Source organism: Modestobacter sp. DSM 44400 (genome assembly GCF_900107175.1).
Lineage (GTDB): Bacteria > Actinomycetota > Actinomycetes > Mycobacteriales > Geodermatophilaceae > Modestobacter.
The window spans coordinates 17,740-36,279 of the sequence record NZ_FNOZ01000041.1 but is presented as its reverse complement, the minus strand read 5'-3'; the positions used below and the strand labels follow the sequence as shown (position 1 = coordinate 36,279).

General features: G+C 73.6%; 21 protein-coding genes and 1 tRNA gene. 9 read left to right on the top strand and 13 right to left on the bottom strand.

Annotated features, from left to right (window positions below; all coding sequences use genetic code 11):
• Positions 1-237: 237 nt before the first annotated feature.
• On the top strand, positions 238-1,041 hold the full coding sequence (locus BLW04_RS19530; RefSeq protein WP_091546094.1) for an enoyl-CoA hydratase/isomerase family protein: 804 nt from the start codon (positions 238-240) through the stop codon (positions 1,039-1,041).
• A 379-nt stretch (positions 1,042-1,420) separates the two neighbouring features.
• Here the strand turns inward: BLW04_RS19530 and BLW04_RS29770 are convergent, their stop codons facing one another.
• The 4 genes from BLW04_RS29770 to BLW04_RS19510 form a co-directional block, all read right to left on the bottom strand.
• Positions 1,421-1,690, bottom strand: coding sequence for an FmdB family zinc ribbon protein (locus tag BLW04_RS29770; RefSeq protein WP_091546092.1), 270 nt, complete (start codon positions 1,688-1,690; stop codon positions 1,421-1,423).
• Between the two features lie 70 nt (positions 1,691-1,760).
• On the bottom strand, positions 1,761-3,023 hold the full coding sequence (fmdA, locus tag BLW04_RS19520; RefSeq protein ID WP_091546086.1) for a formamidase: 1,263 nt from the start codon (positions 3,021-3,023) through the stop codon (positions 1,761-1,763).
• 139 nt (positions 3,024-3,162) lie between these two features.
• Positions 3,163-3,840 carry an AmiS/UreI family transporter gene (locus BLW04_RS19515; RefSeq protein WP_091546083.1) on the bottom strand — a complete coding sequence of 226 codons (678 nt, stop codon included), beginning with the start codon at positions 3,838-3,840 and terminating at the stop codon, positions 3,163-3,165.
• 185 nt (positions 3,841-4,025) lie between these two features.
• Entirely contained in the window at positions 4,026-5,066 is a 1,041-nt protein-coding gene (locus tag BLW04_RS19510) for a substrate-binding domain-containing protein (RefSeq protein ID WP_217631128.1), read from the bottom strand.
• A 175-nt stretch (positions 5,067-5,241) separates the two neighbouring features.
• On the opposite strand from BLW04_RS19510, the gene BLW04_RS19505 reads away from it, so the two are divergent.
• Positions 5,242-5,712: a MarR family winged helix-turn-helix transcriptional regulator gene (locus tag BLW04_RS19505; RefSeq protein WP_217631127.1), complete on the top strand. Its 471-nt coding sequence runs from the start codon at positions 5,242-5,244 to the stop codon at positions 5,710-5,712.
• Positions 5,713-6,054: 342 nt separating this feature from the next.
• On the opposite strand, the gene BLW04_RS19500 is transcribed toward BLW04_RS19505, so the two are convergent.
• The 5 genes from BLW04_RS19500 to BLW04_RS19480 all read right to left on the bottom strand — a co-directional run bounded on the left by BLW04_RS19500 (position 6,055) and on the right by BLW04_RS19480 (position 10,282).
• Positions 6,055-6,128 (bottom strand) — tRNA-Ala (locus BLW04_RS19500).
• A gap of 66 nt (positions 6,129-6,194) precedes the next feature.
• Positions 6,195-6,890 (bottom strand): divisome protein SepX/GlpR, encoded by a 696-nt coding sequence (locus BLW04_RS19495; RefSeq protein ID WP_091546074.1) that lies wholly within the window; start codon positions 6,888-6,890, stop codon positions 6,195-6,197.
• Between the two features lie 234 nt (positions 6,891-7,124).
• Complete coding sequence (locus tag BLW04_RS19490; protein ID WP_256375497.1) at positions 7,125-7,688, bottom strand: GNAT family N-acetyltransferase; 564 nt, start codon at positions 7,686-7,688, stop codon at positions 7,125-7,127.
• A 67-nt stretch (positions 7,689-7,755) separates the two neighbouring features.
• The gene (glp, locus tag BLW04_RS19485; RefSeq protein ID WP_217631126.1) at positions 7,756-9,249 is read right to left on the bottom strand and encodes a molybdotransferase-like divisome protein Glp; all 1,494 of its coding nucleotides are present in this window, start codon (positions 9,247-9,249) and stop codon (positions 7,756-7,758) included.
• A 112-nt stretch (positions 9,250-9,361) separates the two neighbouring features.
• Complete coding sequence (locus BLW04_RS19480; protein WP_091546067.1) at positions 9,362-10,282, bottom strand: UTP--glucose-1-phosphate uridylyltransferase; 921 nt, start codon at positions 10,280-10,282, stop codon at positions 9,362-9,364.
• 45 nt (positions 10,283-10,327) lie between these two features.
• Between BLW04_RS19480 and BLW04_RS19475 the strand changes: the two genes are divergently transcribed.
• The 4 genes from BLW04_RS19475 (at position 10,328) to BLW04_RS19460 (ending at position 14,372) form a co-directional block, all read left to right on the top strand.
• Positions 10,328-10,939, top strand: coding sequence for a 5-formyltetrahydrofolate cyclo-ligase (locus BLW04_RS19475; protein ID WP_091546062.1), 612 nt, complete (start codon positions 10,328-10,330; stop codon positions 10,937-10,939).
• A gap of 34 nt (positions 10,940-10,973) precedes the next feature.
• Positions 10,974-12,206 (top strand): CaiB/BaiF CoA transferase family protein, encoded by a 1,233-nt coding sequence (locus tag BLW04_RS19470; protein ID WP_091546059.1) that lies wholly within the window; start codon positions 10,974-10,976, stop codon positions 12,204-12,206.
• Entirely contained in the window at positions 12,203-13,732 is a 1,530-nt protein-coding gene (locus BLW04_RS19465) for a carboxyl transferase domain-containing protein (RefSeq protein WP_091546056.1), read from the top strand. Before BLW04_RS19470 ends, BLW04_RS19465 begins: the two co-directional genes overlap by 4 nt.
• 433 nt (positions 13,733-14,165) lie before the next feature.
• Positions 14,166-14,372 carry a hypothetical protein gene (locus BLW04_RS19460; RefSeq protein WP_139306920.1) on the top strand — a complete coding sequence of 69 codons (207 nt, stop codon included), beginning with the start codon at positions 14,166-14,168 and terminating at the stop codon, positions 14,370-14,372.
• Positions 14,373-14,387: 15 nt separating this feature from the next.
• On the opposite strand, the gene BLW04_RS19455 is transcribed toward BLW04_RS19460, so the two are convergent.
• Together BLW04_RS19455 and BLW04_RS19450 are read right to left on the bottom strand one after the other, a co-directional pair.
• The gene (locus BLW04_RS19455) at positions 14,388-15,425 is read right to left on the bottom strand and encodes an LLM class flavin-dependent oxidoreductase (RefSeq protein ID WP_091546049.1); all 1,038 of its coding nucleotides are present in this window, start codon (positions 15,423-15,425) and stop codon (positions 14,388-14,390) included.
• A 47-nt stretch (positions 15,426-15,472) separates the two neighbouring features.
• On the bottom strand, positions 15,473-15,955 hold the full coding sequence (locus tag BLW04_RS19450) for a MarR family winged helix-turn-helix transcriptional regulator (RefSeq protein WP_217631125.1): 483 nt from the start codon (positions 15,953-15,955) through the stop codon (positions 15,473-15,475).
• A 166-nt stretch (positions 15,956-16,121) separates the two neighbouring features.
• On the opposite strand from BLW04_RS19450, the gene BLW04_RS19445 reads away from it, so the two are divergent.
• The 3 genes from BLW04_RS19445 to mscL all read left to right on the top strand — a co-directional run bounded on the left by BLW04_RS19445 (position 16,122) and on the right by mscL (position 17,698).
• Positions 16,122-16,478, top strand: a complete 357-nt coding sequence (locus BLW04_RS19445; RefSeq protein WP_091546046.1) for an FmdB family zinc ribbon protein — start codon at positions 16,122-16,124, stop codon at positions 16,476-16,478.
• Between the two features lie 113 nt (positions 16,479-16,591).
• Positions 16,592-17,227 (top strand): Flp pilus assembly protein CpaB, encoded by a 636-nt coding sequence (cpaB, locus tag BLW04_RS19440; RefSeq protein ID WP_091546042.1) that lies wholly within the window; start codon positions 16,592-16,594, stop codon positions 17,225-17,227.
• Between the two features lie 51 nt (positions 17,228-17,278).
• On the top strand, positions 17,279-17,698 hold the full coding sequence (gene mscL / locus BLW04_RS19435; RefSeq protein WP_091546039.1) for a large conductance mechanosensitive channel protein MscL: 420 nt from the start codon (positions 17,279-17,281) through the stop codon (positions 17,696-17,698).
• Positions 17,699-17,715: 17 nt separating this feature from the next.
• Here the strand turns inward: mscL and BLW04_RS26945 are convergent, their stop codons facing one another.
• Together BLW04_RS26945 and BLW04_RS19430 are read right to left on the bottom strand one after the other, a co-directional pair.
• Entirely contained in the window at positions 17,716-17,877 is a 162-nt protein-coding gene (locus BLW04_RS26945; protein ID WP_175484150.1) for a hypothetical protein, read from the bottom strand.
• A 36-nt stretch (positions 17,878-17,913) separates the two neighbouring features.
• Positions 17,914-18,459, bottom strand: a complete 546-nt coding sequence (locus tag BLW04_RS19430) for a YbaK/EbsC family protein (RefSeq protein WP_091546036.1) — start codon at positions 18,457-18,459, stop codon at positions 17,914-17,916.
• Positions 18,460-18,540 lie beyond the last annotated feature (81 nt).

Here is an 18,540-nt window from a genome sequence, read left to right as displayed (position 1 = left end):
TGACCGACGGCTGGAACCGGCGCGGTGTCCACAGACAGCCGGGGGTAGAGCAGGGTAGGTTTCTTCACCTGGAAGGTGCTCCTCGATCAGCGTGGCATGGACTCTCGACAAGTCCCATTCTCGCAGGTCAGGGGCACTTTCCGTTTGATCAACTTCCCGTCGAGGCCGGCTGGTATGAAATCTCGAGGCTAACGTGACCTTCGGGCCGGCGCCGCGCCGGCGCCAGGAAGGACGACGATGAGCAGCCCAGCGACCGGGACCAGCCAGCACCGGGTGACCACGGCCGTGGACGGCGACGTCTGGCGGGTGACCCTGGACAACGGCGCCGCCGGCAACCCGGTGGACCTGCCGATGGCCGAGCAGCTGACCGCTGCCTTCACCCACCGCCCGGCCGGGACCCGGGCGGTGCTGCTGACCGGGAACGGCCCGCGGTTCTGCGTGGGCGGTGACATCCGGGCGTTCGCCTCGGCCGAGGATCTCCCCGCGTTCGTCGGCCGGCTGGCCGAGACGTGGCACGAGGTGGTCCGGGCGGTGCTGTACTGCGACGTCCCGGTGGTCGCCGGGGTGCACGGCGCGGTGGCCGGGGCCGGGCTGGGCCTGCTCGGCGCCTGCGACATCGTGGTCTGCGCCCGCTCGACGAAGCTGCGGCCGGCCTACGGCGGGCTGGGCTTCTCCCCCGACGGCGGCACCTCCTGGGCACTGACCCGGGCCCTGGGCGCCCCGCGCGCGCTCGAGCTGATGCTCACCGACGGCACGCTGTCCGCCGCCGACGCCCACCTGTTCGGTCTGGTCGCCCGGCTGGTGGACGACGAGGAGCTGCTCGACGCGGCGGTCGCCCTCGCCCACCAGGTGGCGGCCGGCCCGGTGCGGGCGATGGTGCGCACCCGCGGTCTGGTCCGGCGCGCGGTGATCCGCACGCTGGAGGAACAGCTGGACGACGAGGCGCGGCTGATCGCTGCGTCCGCGGCCGACCCGGAGGGCCGGGAGGGCGTACGCGCCTTTGCCGACAAGCGCCGGCCGGACTTCCGCCGCGGTTCCTGACCCGTCCCCGGTGCCGCAGTCGCGACTCTGGCACCGAGGGACTGGGCCGCGTCTGCTGTGCCGGGTGCGCCGGCCGTCGCAGCATCCGGCCAATGAGCCTCCGCGCCCGAAGCCGGCTGTCCGCCATCGCCGTGAACCGCTGGCTGCCCCGGGTCCTCTCGGGCCTGTCAGTGGTAGTGGCGGTCGCCGCGCTGTCAAGACGCTGGGCCACGAGCCGGCCCTGTCGCTGCTGGCGGCCAAGCTCCTCGCCGACTGCGTCGCCACCTGAGGCCTGCCCGCAGCGCAGGGCTTGCCATCCCGGAGACGCTGGGGCGTCTGCACGGTGGACGGGGACCGATGGTAGGAGTAGCCAGCCCCGGTCTGCGTACCGATCGCCGCGTCAGTGACGGTGGCCGCTGCTGCGGGGCAGCCGGCGACCGGACGGCGGCCCGGTGATCACCGGTTCACCGCTGCGTGCTCGATCGACCCGGGCACGGTCGGCCCGGCCGGCATCGCGCAGGACCCCGCTAGGCCGGCCCACTCCTACGCCGTAGTGCCGCCGGGCGGAATGCGCGCAGGACGGGCAGTTCGCGACGTCCGTGGCGTTCCCCATGTCGAGCCGGAGATCGAAGGGACCGCAGGCGGGGCAGCGGAACTCGTAGACGGGCATGAGGCGCTCCTACCAGAAGGATGGGGTGCGGTCCGGGACGGAGCTGTTCCGCCCCGGACCGCGGGCACTGTCAGTCGGCGATCAGGTCCCGGCCTCCGCCGGCGCCGTCGGGGAGGATGTTCCGGTCGAAGATCGACAGCGGGATGCTGATCGAGACCGCGCTGTTGGGGATGTCGACCAGGCCGCCGATCCGGCCGTCGATCGGGGCTGCCCCCAGGAACAGGTACGCCTGCTCGAAGGTCCAGTCCATGGCCGGCATCAGATAGTTGATGGCGTTGAGGCAGGCCTGGCGGTAGGCGACGGTCGCGTTCATGTAGTAATTGCGACCGTCCTCGACGCTGATTCCCTCGAACGTCAGAAATTCGGAGTAGTTCGGGCCGACCCGGCCGGGCTTGAAGAACGGCATGGTCTGCTTGTGGCGGTCCATGCCGCCTTTGATCAGGTCGAAGTGCAGGTCGATGAAGCCCGGCATCTCGATGGCGCCGCAGAAGGTGATCTCCCCGTCTCCCTGGGAGAAGTGCAGGTCGCCGATGGAGAACAGTCCGCCGGGGACGTACACCGGCAGGTAGACCCGGCTGCCGATCCCGAGGTCCTTGATGTCGACGTTGCCACCGTGCTCCCGCGGCGGGATGGTGCGGCAGGCGTCGGCGGCGGCCCGCTCGAGGTCCGCCCCGCTCAACGTGCCGAGCAGGGCGTCCTTCGGCAGCGGGGGCAGCGCGAGCCCGGGCACCTGCGGGGCCCCCGGTATGTCGCCGCCGTGCGCGGGGATGTCACCGGTCACCCGGTCGGGGTTCTGGTCGATCAGCGCCTGCTCGCGTCGGTTCCACTCCGCCAACAGGTCCGGGGATGGTGCGCAGCCGAACAGGCCCGGGTGGGAGTTCCCGATGAACCGGACGCCGGGAACGTGCCGGCTGCTGGCCCAGATGCCGTCGAGGTCCCAGATCGCCTTGGATGCCTGCGGCGAGTAGTCGGTGAGGAACCCGCCGCCGTTCTCCTTGGCGAAGATGCCGGTGTAGCCCCACTCCTGCTCCTGGAAGGACCCCATGTTGACGATGTCGACCACCAGCAGGTCCCCGGGCTGCGCACCCTCGATGGCGAACGGGCCGCTCAGCACGTGACACGGGTCGATGTTCATGTCCCGGATGTCGTCGGCGTCGTCGGTGTTGCGGACCTGGTTGTCGGTCCAGTCCTTGCATTCGATCCGGTACGTCGCGCCGGGGGCGACCGTGTTGGCCGGCGGAATATCGGGATGCCAGCGGTTGTGGCCGGGCACCGCCTGGTCACGCATGGGCACGCTCAGGTCGCGGTTGATCTCGAAGATGACCTCGGGCACGGGAACTCCTCATCGAGCAGGGACGCAGGGAAGGGATGGACGTGATCGGTTCTGGACATGGCAATGGGCATGTCCGCGCACAGGGGCAGGGCACACGACGACGCAGGGGAAACCGGACCGAGTCGCGGTGAGTGCGGGGTCACCACGGTCGGGGCCCTGGCGGGAGGTCCGCGTGGCCGTACGTCCCGTCCGACTGCTGCAGGTCGGCCTCCACCGGCGCCGGTAGCCGCGGTCTGCGTCGGGACAGCGGCCACAGAACGGCTGCCATGACGACCCCGAACACGGCGAGGACCACCGCCGTCGTGGTGTTGGTGCGCCAGTAGCCGGCGAACAGCAGGAATCCGGGGATGGTGGCGGTGACCCACGCTTCCACGACCGTCACGTAGCCGGTGTAGGACCCCAGGTCCTCCCGCTTGAGGCCGAGCAGGAGGAAGAACAGGAACCACAGGAACGCCCAGTACAGCCAGATGACGCCGAACGGAGCGTCGTCGAGCTTGATGAAGCTGACCGCGGAGAATCCGAGGGCGGTGATGGCGACGAACAGGGAATACCAACCCACTCCGGTGCTGTCGGCTCCGGTGAGCACGGTGAGCCCGACGTAGAGGTAGGTGAACCCGAACAGGTAGAGGCCGGACGCGGCCAGGACCTTCGCCGGATCGCCGTTGGCCTGGATCAGCAGGGCGGTGGGGATGACGACCTGCAGAGCTCCGACGAAGAGGTTGATGTAGCCGGCCGCTCGCGGGTCCACTCGGCCCAGGAGCATGAGCCCGTTCACGAACAGGACCGCTCCGACGTAGAACAAGCCGACTGCGCTCATGGGGTCCAACCTGATGGTCGGGAGGGGGATGGACGGTACGGAGGAGAACCGCGTGGCGACTGCGGGAACCGGGCGAACGATGGTGGAGCCGCCGCCAGAAGCTTCCTGTGGAAACTATTCCTGGCGGGCTTTCCTAGTCAACCCCGAATCTCGACCGGCCGGACTTGACCGTGCGGGCCGGCCGGTTACCGTGCGGGCGAGATCTGCTCCAGGCTGCACACGACGTCGAACTCCAGGCCGTCGGCGCGGGCGAGGTAGATGTCTTGCTGCAGGTGACGACCGCGCATGTGGACCCGACCGCGGGCCCCCTCGAAGTTCACCGACGGCGCAGCCGCGTCGAGGGCCGGGACGTCGAGGCAGCCGGCACGTCGCACGAGGTCGGCCAGCAGCGACAACCCCTGGTAGCAGGACTCACCGATGCTGTTCAGCACGGGAGCCTGGACGCCGAATCGACGGACGAACCGCGCGTTGAAGTCCAGGCTCGCGGCGGTGGGAAGGCCCTCGAAGTACCCCGCCGCGGCCCACAGGCCGCGGGTGTTCTCCGCTCCGGTCGCCAGCAACATGTTCTCTTCCATCAACGGGCTCAGCCGGGCGATCTGATCCAAGCCGGCGGCCGCGAACTGCCGGTTGAACTCGACCGCATCCTGACCGACCAGCAGCAGGAGCACACCGTCGCAACCGGAACGCTCGAGCCTGCTGAGCGCGACGCCGAAGTCTGCGGTGCCCAGCGGGACAAACATCTCCTCCACCAGCTGCGCATCGCAGGACCTCATGTAGCGCCGGGCGGCTGCGGCAGACACCCGCGGCCAGACGTAGTCGTTGCCGACGACGGCCCACCTGCGCACGCCCAGCTCCCTCGACAGCCACCGCAGCGACGGCGCCAACTGGCCCGCGGGAGTTTCGCCGGCCAGGTACACCCCGGCGCCCCGCTCCCCACCCTCGTACAGGGGCGTGTAGACGTATGGCACACGGGCGGCCAGCCGGGGGGCGAGAATCTGGCGGACGACGGAGAGGTGCCAGCCCACCACCGCGTCCACGGTCCGGGAGTGCACCAGACCCTCGACCTCGCCGGCCACCTGGTGCGGGGCCCGACTGCCGTCGACGAGGACCAGGCGGATCTCCCGCCCGAGCAGGCCGCCCCCCGCGTTCAGTTCCTCGACCCCCAGCTGCGCGCAGGACTCGCAGGACGGGCCGAACATCCCCGAGGGGCCGCCCCGCGGGATCACCAACGCAATGTCCAACGACGTCCGGGGCGCCTTTCGGCGTTGCGTACGGGGCTCGGACTCGGACATATTCTGCGACTCCAGGACGCCGACCTGCGCACACGGGAGGCAGGGTGGTTACGCGCGGCTACCCTAGGCCCGAGCCCACCTCGTGGCCAGTCCGGACAGTGGAGTCGTTGTGGAGGAGCTGGGCGTGCCCGTCGCGTTTCTGCTGAGTCAGGCGGAGCATCGGATGGCCCGCCGGCTCGAACCGCTACTAGCGGCCCACGACTGCTCGCTGGAGCGCTGGCGTGTGCTCTGCGGCCTCGCTTCGCATGGCCCTCAGCGAGGACACCCGATGAGCGATGTTGCGACCTTCGCGACCCTACCGGCTCCCAGCGCCACCAAGTTGATCGACGGCATGGTCGCCGACAACCTCGTCTACCGGCGGGTAGACGTGCACGACCGACGCAGAGTCCTGATCTTCCCGACCCCACATGGCCGCGCGCTGCACCGGCGACTGAGTCTCGCCATCGAAGAACAGCAACAACAACTGGTGGAACGTGTCAGCCCCGATGGCGGTGATGGACTCGCCGTCCTCCTCGGCAGGCTCATCGCCCATCTGGACGCAGAGCAGGACCCCGGCCGCGTCCAGGCCCGGTGCAAATAGCGCCCCACCCCTCCGGCGTGTCCAGACCACGGCATCCACAGGCTCGCCGCGACGCTCGGTGCCATGGTGCTGCGCCGAGCGCCGATCGAGCAGTGGCCCGTGGAGGTGTCGCCCAGCCGTGATTCGGTACTGGTGGTCATCAGGTCGTCCCGTTCCCAGGCGACACGGTCCTGCGTGGCACCCGATCAAGGCCGGCCTCGACGGACGGGGGATACGGAGGCGGCGCGCCGAGGGTGCTCGCGGGACCCGCCCGCCTCCCCCGATGTCGGCGGAGGCGAGGTGCCTCACGCCCGGAACCACCCAGGCCGGGCCCCTGAGGGCCCGGCCTGAGGTGGAACGGGGTGGAGCTGAGGGGAATTGAACCCCTGACCCCCTCGATGCGAACGAGGTGCGCTACCGGACTGCGCCACAGCCCCTTGTGGGATAGGAGGATACCGTCCGCCCGCGCCGGCACCGCCACGGGGGCGGCGCCGGCGCGGCGATCAACCGTTGGCCACGCGGCGCGGCTGGTAGACGTCGATGTCGGCGAAGCCGATGTCCTCGTCGTCCAGGCCCACAACGGCGCTCTGCTGCCAGCCGGCCGGGGTCGGCGTGCGGGCCGCAACGACCCGACCGGGCCGCAGCGGGTGGACCGGAGCCAGCGGCAGGCTCGGATGCTGGGTCGCCACCGCAGGCTGCGGCACGGCGGGGCGCTGCTCGACCGGGGCCTGCGCCGCGGGACGAGCGGCGGGACGGGCCATCGGCGGCCGCTGGGCCAGCCGGGTCGCGCGTCGGGCGGCGGCCCGGCGCTCCCGCTCGGCGGCAGCGCGCAGGACCATCAGGTAGCCGACCACGGCGACGTCCAGCAGCACCTGCGGCGCCCACAGCCACGAGCTGTAGGTCAGCGCGCCGACCAGCACGAGCAGGGTCAGCGCGACCAGCCCGGCCAGGGTCCGGCGGCGCACCGCGTGCACGTCGACCTTCAGCTCACCGGAGGTGCGCAGCACGGCCCTGTCGATCGTCACCCGCTCGGTCTCCGCGTGGACGACGGGGTCCACGGTCCGTCGCCGCTGCAGCGTCCGTCCTGAGTTCGCCGAGCCGGCACCCATCGGTCGTGCGTCGCCCCGGGTGACCACCATCGGCACCAGTACGACGAACCACAACACGACGAGAGCGGCCAGGAGCACACCCGATCCCATCACCCAACACCCCGATCCGTCCCTGGCACCCTGCGACCCCGATCCCTGGGGCCACACGAGTCACATCCGTCACTCGGGAGTCAAGGTAAGGGCGGGGACTGCCGAGAAGAGGGACGCACCCCGGTGTGTCGCCGCAGAGTTGGTCGACGCACCGGCGTGTCGTGCACCCCGGAAGTCACCGCGGGGCCGGGGTGACCAGCCGTCTGGACGGCCGGCCCGGCCGGCGTCCAGCCCTCAGGAGTCAGGCAGCCGTTCCGCGCGCGCCCGCCACCGGGCCAGCACCCCGCGCGGGGAGTCCCCGGCCAGCAGCGCGTAGCCCAGGTGGTCCCGCCAGGCCCCGTCGATGTCCAGGTAATCCCGGAACGTCCCCTCCTGACGGAACCCCAGCCGTTCCACCAGCCGCCGGCTGGGCCGGTTCTCCGGGCGGATGTCAGCCTGCAACCGGTGCAAGCCCACCGGCCCGAATGCGTGGTCGCACACCAACGCCACCGCCAGCGATCCCACGCCCCGCCCGGCGACCGCTGAGTCCAGCCAGTAGCCCAGGTGCCCGGAGCGCAGCGCGCCGCGCACGATGTTGTCCACGGTGACCTGACCGGCGAGCCGGTCCTCGAAGCGGATGGCGAAGGGCAGCGACGTCCCGGTCCCGGCCCGCCGCGTGGTCGCCCGCCGCATGGCCCGGAAGGCCGCCGGGGTGTGCCGCTCGCGCCACGACACCGGCGCCGAGGGCTCCCACGCGGACAGCCAGGCCTCGTTCGCCGTGCGCAGCTGCACCCAGTCGCGGGCGTCGCCGCGGCGCAGCGGGGTCAGCTCGACCGGCCCCCAGGCCAGCCGGGCCGGCCAGCCGGGGTGCAGGGCGGGGTCCAGTTCAGCCCCCGAGCAGCATCGGCATGACCGTCACCAGTCCGCCGGCGGAGACCTCGGTGACGTCCTCGTCCACCACGATCAGGCAGTTGGCGCGGGCCATCCGGGCCAGCATCGCCTGGTCGCCGTCCCCGATCGGCTCGACCACGTAGCCACCGTCGGGGTGGCGCATGACCTGGCCGTGCAGGTACTGCCGGTAGCCCAGCGGGGAGAGCAGCTGCTGGGCCGAGACCGCCTGCACGGTGCGCCGGAACAGCTGCCGCTTGCCGAGCATCAGCCGGATGGCCGGACGGACGAACACCTCGAAGGCGACCAGCGCGGCCACCGGCTCGCCGGGCACGCAGATGACCGGGACGTCGTCCGGGCCCAGCCGGCCGAAGGCGTGCAGCGGACCGGGGTGCATGGCGACCTGGGTGAAGGACATGCCGCCGAGGGAGCGCAGCGCCTCCTGCAGCGGGTCCACCCCACCACTGGCGAACGTGCCGGCGATCAGCACGACGTCGCTGCGCAGCAGCTGGCTCTCCAGCAGGTCGGTCAGCCGCCGTGGGTCACCGGGCAGGATCCCGGCCCGGTAGGCCTCGGCGCCGGCGTCGCGGGCAGCGGCGGCCAGTGCGTAGCTGTTGACGTCGACGACCTGACCGGCGCCCGGCGTGCCGCCCACGTCGACCAGCTCGTCCCCGGCGCACAGCACCGAGACCCGGGGCCGCGGACGCACCGCCACCCGTTCCCGGCCGACGGCGGCCAGCAGGCTGATCTGGGCCGGGCCGATCGGCGTGCCGACCTGCACGGCGGTGTCCCCGGGGGCCACGTCGTCCCCGGTGCGGCGCACGTAGCTACCGGCGGCCAGCGCGGCGTACACCGCCACCCGGGCGGCGCCCTGGTCGGTCCAGGCCGCCGGGACGACGACGTCCGCGCCGGCCGGCATCATCGCGCCGACGGCGACCTTCTGGGCCAGCCCCGGGCTGATCGAGGAGGCCTCCCCGGACCCGGCGACGCTCTCCCCCACCACGGCGAGGTCGACCGGCGCCTCGACGGTCGCGGCAGCCACGTCCGCCGACCGCACGGCGTAGCCGTCCAGGCCGGCCTGGTCGAAGGAGGGCAGCGCCCGGGAGCTGACCACGAGCTCGGCACAGAGCAGCCCCTGGGCGTCCAGCACGGCCAGCTCGATCGGGTCCGGCTGCGGAACGGCGCCGAGGATCTCGTCGAGGTGCTGCTCGACGGTGCGCATGCGAATCGCCGAGACGTCGACCGAGCCGGTGTCGCCCAGCGGGTCGGGCGCGCGGTCCCCGGAGGACACGGCCGGGGAGGGCACCCGCTCGGCGGCGAAGACAGACCGGTCGACCTGGACCGTGTCGTGACCGCGGCCGCCGCCCAGCAGGCTGTCGGCCAGCTCGGTGTCCCCCGACGTCCGGGGCACCGGGGTGCCCTGAGCCAGATCGAGCTGGGTGGTGTCCCGGGCACCGCCCCGGAACCACCCGCGTGACTTGTCCTCGGTCATCCCCACCACCGTCGTCGCACCGCCGTCATCCGTCGATCGCGGCCGGGGTCCCCGGCCGGAGCCGCCCCCGACGGACCTCCCGGCCTGCGATGGTGCCCTCTCGGGCCGCCGGTCAGGCCGGCGACGCGCCCTCGGCCGGCAGGTCGGCGACGAACTTCCGCAGCCACGGCCGCAGCTGCGGGCCCAGGTCCTCGCGCTCGACGGCCAGCTGGACGACGGCCTTGAGGTAGTCCAGCCGGTCGCCGGTGTCGTAGCGGCGGCCGGAGAAGACCACGCCGTGCACCGGGACGCCGTCGTCCACCAGTCGGACGAGGGCGTCGGTCAGCTGGATCTCCCCGCCGGCGCCGGGCTCGGTGACGCGCAGGGCGGCGAAGATCTCCGGCGGGAGCACGTAGCGGCCGATGATCGCCAGCGTGCTGGGCGCCTGGTCGGCCGGGGGCTTCTCCACCAGGCCGGTGATGCGCACGGCCGAGCCGTCGGCGGTGGACTCGTCGACGGCCACCGCGCCGTACTTGCTGATGTTGTCCGCGCCCACGTCCAGCAGTGCGACCACCGCGCCGCCGTGCTCGGCCTGCACGGCCAGCATCTCCTCGAGCAGCAGGTCGCGGGCGTCGATGATGTCGTCGCCCAACAGCACGGCGAACGGCTCGTCGCCGACGAAGGCCGCCGCCTGCAGGACCGCGTGGCCCAGCCCGCGGGCCTCGCCCTGGCGGACGAAGTGCACCTGCGCGACGTCGGTGGCAGCGTGCACCGCAGCCAGCCGGAACTGGTCGCCCTTCTTCTCCAACGCCGTCTCGAGTTCCGGCGTCCGGTCGAAGAAGTCCTCGATGGCGCTCTTGTTCCGGCCGGTCACCATCAGCACCTCGGGTAGGCCCGCCCGGGCGGCCTCCTCCACGATGTACTGCAGCGCCGGCCGGTCGACCACCGGCAGCAGCTCCTTGGGGATGGCCTTGGTGGCGGGGAGGAACCGGGTGCCCATTCCCGCGACGGGGATGACGGCCTTGGTCGCGGTACGGGCGGACGGGCTGGACATGGTGACGAGCCTAGCCAGCCGCCGACCGTGGCCTAGCCTCCCGCCGTGCCCGACTCCCCCGCGGTGGTGACGCAGAAGGCGGAACTGCGCCGGGTGCTGCTGGCCACCCGGGCGGCCCGGACGCCGCCGGAGCGGGTCGCTGCAGCCGCCGCGGTCGCCCGCGTGCTCGCCCCTCGGGTGGCCGGTGCCCGGGTCGCCGCTTGCGTCCCGACCACCGAGGAGCCCGGGCACGGGCAGCTGCCGGACGCACTGGCCGTCACCGCCGCGCGGGTGCTGCTGCCGGTGGTCCCCGCGACCGGCCGGGAGCTGGTCTGGGCGGTGCACGACGGGCGGCTGGCCGCCGGCCGCTTCGGGCTCGTCGAGCCGGTCGGGCCGCGGTTGCCCGGCACGGCGCTGGGAACGGTGGACGTGTTCGTCGTCCCGGCGCTGGCGGTGGCCCGCGACGGCACCCGACTGGGCCGCGGCGGCGGGTACTACGACCGGGCGCTGCTACACGCCCGGGCGGGTGCCGTCGTGGTCGCAGTGGTCTTCGACGACGAGCTGGTCGACACCCTGCCGGCCGGTGCGCACGACGTCCGGGTGCACGCTGTTGTCACCCCGTCCGGGGGCTGGCAGGAACTCCCCCCGCACCGCCGTTCCGGGCCGATGAGAGGCTGACGTGCCCCACCGCCCGGACGGAAGGACGACCCCTGTGAGTGGCCCCCTGGACGGCGTCCTCGTCGTCGACCTGACCCGAGCCCTGGCCGGGCCGCACGCCGGCATGATGCTGGGCGACCTCGGCGCCCGGGTGATCAAGGTCGAGACACCCGGTTCCGGTGACGACAGTCGCGGCTGGGGGCCGCCGTTCGTCGACACCACCGCGGGCCGCGAGTCGACCTACTTCTTCTCCGCGAACCGCAACAAGGAGTCGATCGCCCTCGACCTGAAGGACGATGCGGACAAGGCGGTGCTCAGCGAGCTGGTGCGCCGCGCCGACGTGCTGCTGGAGAACTTCCGACCCGGCACACTGGCCCGCCTCGGTTTCGGCACCGACGCGCTCGCCGAGCTCAACCCCCGGCTGGTCACCCTGGCGATCAGCGGCTTCGGGCACGACGGGCCCGAGGGCGGGCGGGCCGGCTACGACCAGATTGCCCAGGGCGAGGGCGGCCTGATGTCGTTGACCGGCCCGGGGCCCGAGGACCCACAGAAGGTCGGCGTCCCGATCAGCGACCTGCTGGCCGGCATGTACGGCGCCTACGGCGTCCTCGCCGCGCTGCTGGAGCGGGAGCGCACCGGCCGCGGTCAGGTCGTCCGTACCTCGCTGCTGGCCGCCGTCATCGGTGTGCACGCCTACCAGGGGACGGCGCACACCGTGGGCGGCATGGTACCCCGCGCCCAGGGCAACCACCACCCCTCCATCTCTCCCTACGGCTTGTTCCACTGCGCCGGCGGAGGCAGCGTGCAGCTGTCCTGCGGCAGCGAGGGCCTGTGGCGACGGCTGTGCGCCGAGTTCGGGCTGGACCCCGACGCGCCCGGCTTCGCCACCAACGGCGAGCGGGTCGGCCGGCGCGAGGGGGTCATCGAGCTGCTGGAGGGCGTCTTCGCCGACATCCCCGCCGAGGAGCTGCTCGCCCGGCTCGCCACGGCCGGCGTCCCCGCCGGCAAGGTGCGCACCCTGGACGAGGTCTACAGCTGGGACCAGGTCGAGTCGCAGGGCCTGAAGATCGCCGTCGAGCACCCCACCGCCGGGCCGCTGACCCTGCCCGGCCCTCCGCTGCGGTTCTTCGCCGCCGGCCCGGACGGGGAGTCCGAGACCACCCGCCGGGACCACACCCCACCCCCGGTGCTCGGCGCCGACGGCGACGCGATCCGCGCCTGGCTGTCCGGTCCCGACGGCATCCAGCAGCCGGCCGGCGCCGACGTCGAGGACGGGCACGCCACATGACCTCGCCGAAGCCGGCCCGGCTCGACGCCCGGACGCTGCGCGACCTGGTGCTGGACCCCGGGTCGTGGCAGTCGTGGGACGCCCCGGCGCCGCCCCGCGAGATCGACGACGCCTACGCCGCCGAGCTGGCGCGGGCCGCGCAGAAGACCCACCAGGACGAGGCGATCGTCACCGGTGAGGCCACACTGCGCGGACGGCGGGTGGCGGTAGTGGCCGGCGAGTTCGGCTTCCTGGCCGGCTCTATCGGGATCGCCACCGCCGAGCGGCTGATGTCGGCCGTCGAGCGGGCCACCGACGAGGGGCTGCCGCTGCTGGCCGCTCCCATCTCCGGCGGCACCCGGATGCAGGAAGGCACGGTCGCCTTCCTGCAGATGATCGGCATCACCGCGGCGATCGCCCGGCACAAGGAGGCCGGGCTCCCCTATCTGGTCTACCTGCGCGGGCCGACGTTCGGCGGCGTGCTGGCCTCGTGGGGGTCGCTGGGCCACGTGACGATCGCCGAGCCGGGTGCCGCGATCGGCTTCCTCGGTCCGCGGGTGTACGAGGCCCTGTACGGCGAGCCGTTCCCGGCCGGGGTGCAGACCGCGGAGAACCTGGCCGCGCGGGGGCTGATCGACGCCGTCGTCCCGCCGGAGGAGATCGGTGAGGTCGCCGACCGCGCGCTGCGCGTGCTGGCGGCGCGGTCCTCCTGGCACCGCGCCGCACCGGTCGACGGGCCGGTCGCCGGCGACGGCACCGACGCCGACGACCCGGAGGACGGCCGCAGCGCCTGGGACGTTGTCACCGCCTCCCGGCGGTCCGACCGGCCCGGGGTGCGGCGGCTGCTGCGCATCGCGGCCACCGACGTCGTGACGCTGAACGGCACCGGCGCCGGGGAGTCCGACCCCGGGCTGCTGCTCGCACTGGCTCGCTTCGGCGGCGCCCCGTGCGTGGTGCTGGGCCAGGACCGGCGCGGACAGTCGCTGTCGGCGCCGCTGGGCCCCGGCGCGCTGCGGGAAGCCCGGCGCGGCATGCGGCTGGCCGCCGAGCTGCGGTTGCCGTTGCTGACGTTGATCGACACCCCGGGCGCCGCGCTGTCGGTGGCGGCCGAGGAAGGCGGGATGGCCGGGGAGATCGCCCGCTGCCTGCAGGACCTGGTGATGCTCGACGCACCGACCCTCGCCGTCCTGCTGGGGCAGGGCGCCGGCGGCGGCGCGCTGGCCCTGGTGCCGGCCGACCGGGTGCTGGCCGCGGCCAACGGCTGGCTCGGCCCGCTGCCCCCGGAGGGCGCCTCGGCGATCGTGCACCGCGACACCACGCACGCCGGGGAAATGGCCGCCTCGCAGGGCGTGCGGGCCACCGACCTGTGGCGGGACGGGATCGTCGACCGGGTGGTCCCCGAACGGCCCGACGCCGCCGACGAGCCCGTGGAGTTCTGTCAGCGGCTGGGCCGCGTGCTGGCCGAGGAGCTGGCCGGGCTGCTGGGCCGGGACGACGTGGAGCGGATGCGCGCCCGCACGCGGCGCTGGCGGCACCTGGGGCGCTGACGCGTGGCGGCGCTCATGATCGCCGAACTCGCGCTGCGGTCGCCGTCCTCAGGCTGTAGCGCGAGGACGGCGGCCGGCAGATGAGTACGGCGATCATGGCCACGCGCCAGGATGGGCGGGTGGACCGCCGACCCGTGCGCCGCTCGCGCCCCGACCCGGGCCGGGGCGCGCCGGAGCCGGGGTCCCTCGACCTGGTGGTGGAGCGGAGCCCCGGCGCCTCGCGGTGGGGCTACTTCCTGCGCGACGAGACGCTGCACGGCCTCTACAGCTACCTGGAGGCCCACCCCGACCCGCGGGGCACGGAACCGCTGTTCCACGAGCTTTCCCACGGGGAGGCGTTCCTGGAGGTGCTCACCCGCCGGGCCAGCGGAGGCGGTGTGTACCTGCTCGACGAGCCGACGCGGCGCTCTCCTTCCGGGGGACGTTGGCGCTGGTGGCCGTCCTGCTCGACCTGGTCGCCGCCGGCGCGCAGGTGGTCGTGGCCACCCACTCCCCGGTGCTGGCCGCGCTGCCCGGGGCGACGCTGCGCGAGGTCGGCACCTGGGGACTGAGGCCGGCCGGATGGGAGGACCTCGGGCTCACCGCGAGCTGGCGGCAGTTCCTGGCCGACCCTGAGTCGTTCCTGCGCCACCCGCGCTGAGGGTGCAGCCGGTCCTCAGCCCGCAGCAGGCCGTTCGCCAGGCGCCAGGCCCCAAGCTGCGGCCAGCAGTTCCAGGCTGTGCAGCCGCTCGGCGACCCCGTGCGTGGAGGCGGAGACCATCAGCTCGTCGGCACCGGTGTCGGCGGCCAGCTGCCGCAGCTCGGCGACCGCCCGCTCGGGCCCGCCGACGACCGCGTTGCTCGGCATCGCCTCTGCGGCCGCGCGCTCGGGGTGCACCTCCGCCTCGGCCAGGCTGGGCACCGGGCGCAGCCGGTTGGTGCGGATCGACAGCCGCATCAGCTGACCGGGCAGTGCCAGCCGGCGGGCCTCGTCGTCGGTGTCGGCGACCAGGGTGTTGGCCGTGACGATCGTGTACGGCCGCACAAGCCGCGCCGAGGGCCGGAAGGACTCGCGGTAGAGCTCGACGGCGGCCTGGGTGTGCGCCCCGCCGAAGTGGTGGGCGAAGGTGAACGGCAGCCCCAGCTGGCCGGCCAGCTGCGCGGAGAACCCGCTCGACCCCAGCAGCACGACCCGAGGCGCGCTGACCGCCGCCGGGGTGGCCGCGAATCTCTCGGACAGCCCGCCCTCGACCCGCTCGTCACCGAAGAGCCCGAGCAGGTCCAGCAGGTCGTTCGGGAAGTCTTCGGCCGACAGCGCCGCCGGGTCGCGGCGCAGCGCCAGGGCGGTGTGCTGGTCGGTGCCGGGCGCGCGGCCGATGCCGAGGTCGATCCGGCCGGGGTGCAGCGCCTCCAGCAGCGCGAACTGCTCGGCCACGACCAGCGGTGCGTGGTTGGGCAGCATCACGCCACCGGAGCCGACCGTGATCCGCTCGGTCACCGCGGCGAGGTGAGCCATCAGCACCGGTGGGTTGGTGCTGGCCACGGCCGGTATGTTGTGGTGCTCGGCCACCCAGATGCGGGTGTACCCGAGCCGGTCAGCGGCCTGCGCCACCGCCATGGTGTGCGCCAGCGCCTCGGCCGTCGACTGGCCCGACCCGACCGTGGCCAGCTCGAGGACGGACAGGGGCACCGGGGAGGCAACGGGCTCGGACATCGTGGGAGGCAACGCCGCGCGCACCCGGCGGCTTCCCCGCCGCCGGGTCAGCTGCCGGCGAGGGCGCGCTGGGTGTGGTCGGGGTCCAGCCGCTCCAGGACGGCGTCCAGCGCCTCGCCGAGCGCCACGACCTGCTCGGGGGTGAGGGCGGCGAACACCGCGTCGCGCACGGCCTGGACGTGGCCGGGGGCAACCCGGGTGACGACGTCCCAACCGGCGTCGGTGAGGACGGCGACGTTGCCGCGGCGGTCCTCGGTGGCCCGCACCCGCGTCACCCAGCCGCGTTCCTCCAGCCGGGCGACGGTGTGCGACAGCCGGCTCTGCGACTGGTTGGCCACCCGGGCCAGGTCGCTCATCCGCCGGCTGCGGTCGGGGGCCTCGGACAGCATCGCCAGGACGACGTAGGCGGCGTGCGTGAGCCCGGCGTCGCGCTGCAGCTGGGCGTCGAGCGTGCGCGGGACCAGCTCGGACACCGCCAGCCACCGACGCCAGGTGGTCTGTTCCTGCTCGTCCAGCCACTGTGGCGCCACAGTCGGAACCGTACCGGCCGGGCCGGCTCGGGCCGCTCTGTGATCGGGGGCACTCCCCCGACGCGGGGTCCCGACGTGGACGGCACCGCCGGGACGGCGCATCATTGGCAGTCTCCCGGGTCGAGTGCCAGCCCGGTGACCCACCCGGACGAGGAGCAGTTGCACCGTGCCCACCTACCAGTACGTCTGCACCAATTCCGAGGTCAAGCACGAGTTCGAGGTCGTGCAAACGTTCAGCGACGCCGCGGTCGCCACCTGCCCGGAGTGCGGCGCCCCGGTACGCAAGGTCTACGGCTCGGTCGGCGTGGTCTTCAAGGGCTCGGGCTTCTACCGCACCGACAGCCGCAAGGCCGAGAGCGCCACCGCCCCGTCGGCGTCCTCGGCCAAGGAGTCGTCGCCGGCGAAGGACTCCGGTTCGTCGTCGTCGGCGAAGGACTCCGGTTCGTCGTCGTCGGGTTCGAAAGAGTCGTCCGCCAGCAAGCCGGCGGCCGCGCCCAGCACCGGCTCCAAGGCCGCGAACTAGCTCCGAGCACGGACGACGGCCGCTCCGTGCGCCGTCGTCCACACCGGGGGTCACCGTCCACAGGCCGTTCCCGGAGCGGGACGCCGCCCGCCGGCCTGCCTAGCGTCGGCGGCGTGCCCCGCCTCCGCCGCCCCCGCTCGCCGGTGCACCTGCTGCGGCAGGTGGCCGCCGGTCTGCTTGCCGTTCTCGCGCTCGTAGTCGCACTCCGGCCGGCCGCGGCCGAACACGCTCCCCCACCACCGGCGGACGTCGACGTGGTGGTCGCCGCCACCGATCTGACCGCCGGTGCGGTGCTGACCGGCGCCGACCTCGGCCTGGTCACCCTCCCCGCGAGCATGGCCCCGGACGGCGTCGTGGACGACGTCGGCCAGTTGACCGGGGAGGTGCTGGCCGGCCCGCTGCGGCGCGGCGAGCCGGTCACCGACGTCCGGGTCATCGGCCCCGGTCTGTGGTCCCGGGTGCCGCCCGGCCAGGTCGCCGCACCTGTCCGGCTGGCTGATCTGGCGGTGGCCGCGCTGCTGCGCCCCGGTGACCGGGTCGACGTGCTCGCCAGCCCGGCCGACGCTGGCGCCGCCGAGGTGGTGGCCGCGGATGCCCTCGTGCTCAGCGCACCGCCGGCCGAGGCGACCGGCCCTGCTGCCGGCGCGGACGGCGGCCTGCTGGTGCTGGCGGTGTCCGCGGAGACGGCGGCGCGTCTCGCCGGGTCAGCGACCAGCGCCACACTCACCGTTACCCTCGGCCCGCCGTGATCCGGCCCGGGCCGGCTCTGGGCGGCGCGCACCGAGCCGAGGGGACACTGGATGATCAAGGGCTTCAAGGACTTCCTGCTGCGCGGGAACGTCGTCGACCTGGCCGTCGCGGTGGTGATCGGCGCGGCGTTCACCGCAGTGGTGTCCTCGTTCACCAGCTCGTTCCTCACGCCGCTGATCACGATCTTCACCGGGGGCGGCGAGCTGGCCGGCGTGGTCTTGGTCTCCGGCGAGGAGTTCCGCTGGGGAGCGTTCGTCACCCAGCTGATCCGCTTCGTGATCACCGCCGCGGTCATCTACTTCTTCATCGTCGCTCCGATGCGCCGGCTGGTCCGGCGCCGGGCCGAGGGCGAGGAGACGGGCCCCAGCGCTCCCAGCGAGGTCGAGCTGCTGGTGGAGATCCGCGATCTGCTGCGCGCCCAGCAGAGCCAGCCACCGGCGTCGGAGCCGGAAGCCGCCCCGCACCGCTGACCGGCAGGGCCGCTGCGTCAGTCGCTGCCCCAATGCGGCGGGCGGTCCTCCAGGTAGCGGCGGTCGTCCTCGCTGAGGTCGCTCACCCGTTCGCCCCAGCCGACGTCACTGTCGTCGGGCGCGCGCTCCGGCTCGGGCGCGGGGCGGGGTGCGGGGTCCAGGTCGACGGGGTCGCTCACCCCGCCCAGCCTAGGAGGCGACCGGACCGGTGCCGCTCAGCCGAGCGGCTGACCGAGGCCCTCCAGCACGACCGCGCCGGGCAGCGCGGCCAGCACCGCCCCGGGAACGGCGAGCTTGCTCCCCCGGGTCCCCGAGCCGATGACCAGCCACTCGCCGGCGGCCACGGCGGCGTCCACCAGCACCGGCCAGGACGCCGGCAGCCCCACCGGCGTGATCCCGCCGTAGGCCATCCCGCTCTCGGCGACGGCGACGTCCTGCGGCGCGAACGAGGCCTTACGGGCATCGAGGTGCCGCCGCACCAGGCCGTTGACGTCGGCCCGCGTGGTGGCCAGCACCAGGCAGGCCGCCAACGTGGTCTGCCCGGCCCGCCGGGCGGCGACCACCACGCAGTTGGCCGAGGCGGCGAGCGGGACCTGGTAGGTGTCGGTGAACGCCGCGGTGTCGGCGGCGGCGTCGTCGATGGGTGCCACCCACACCGACGCCGAGAGCCCCACCAGCGCGGCGGCCACCGGCTCGGCCAGCAGGTCGGGCCGCTCCGCGGCCGGCTGCCACGCCAGCGTGCCCAGCTGCGGCGCGGTCATCGGGCGGTCCGGGAGCGGGTCATGTCCCGATCGTGCGGCACGGCATGCGGCGCCCGCAGCCCGGGTGGCCGGGGACCTGCG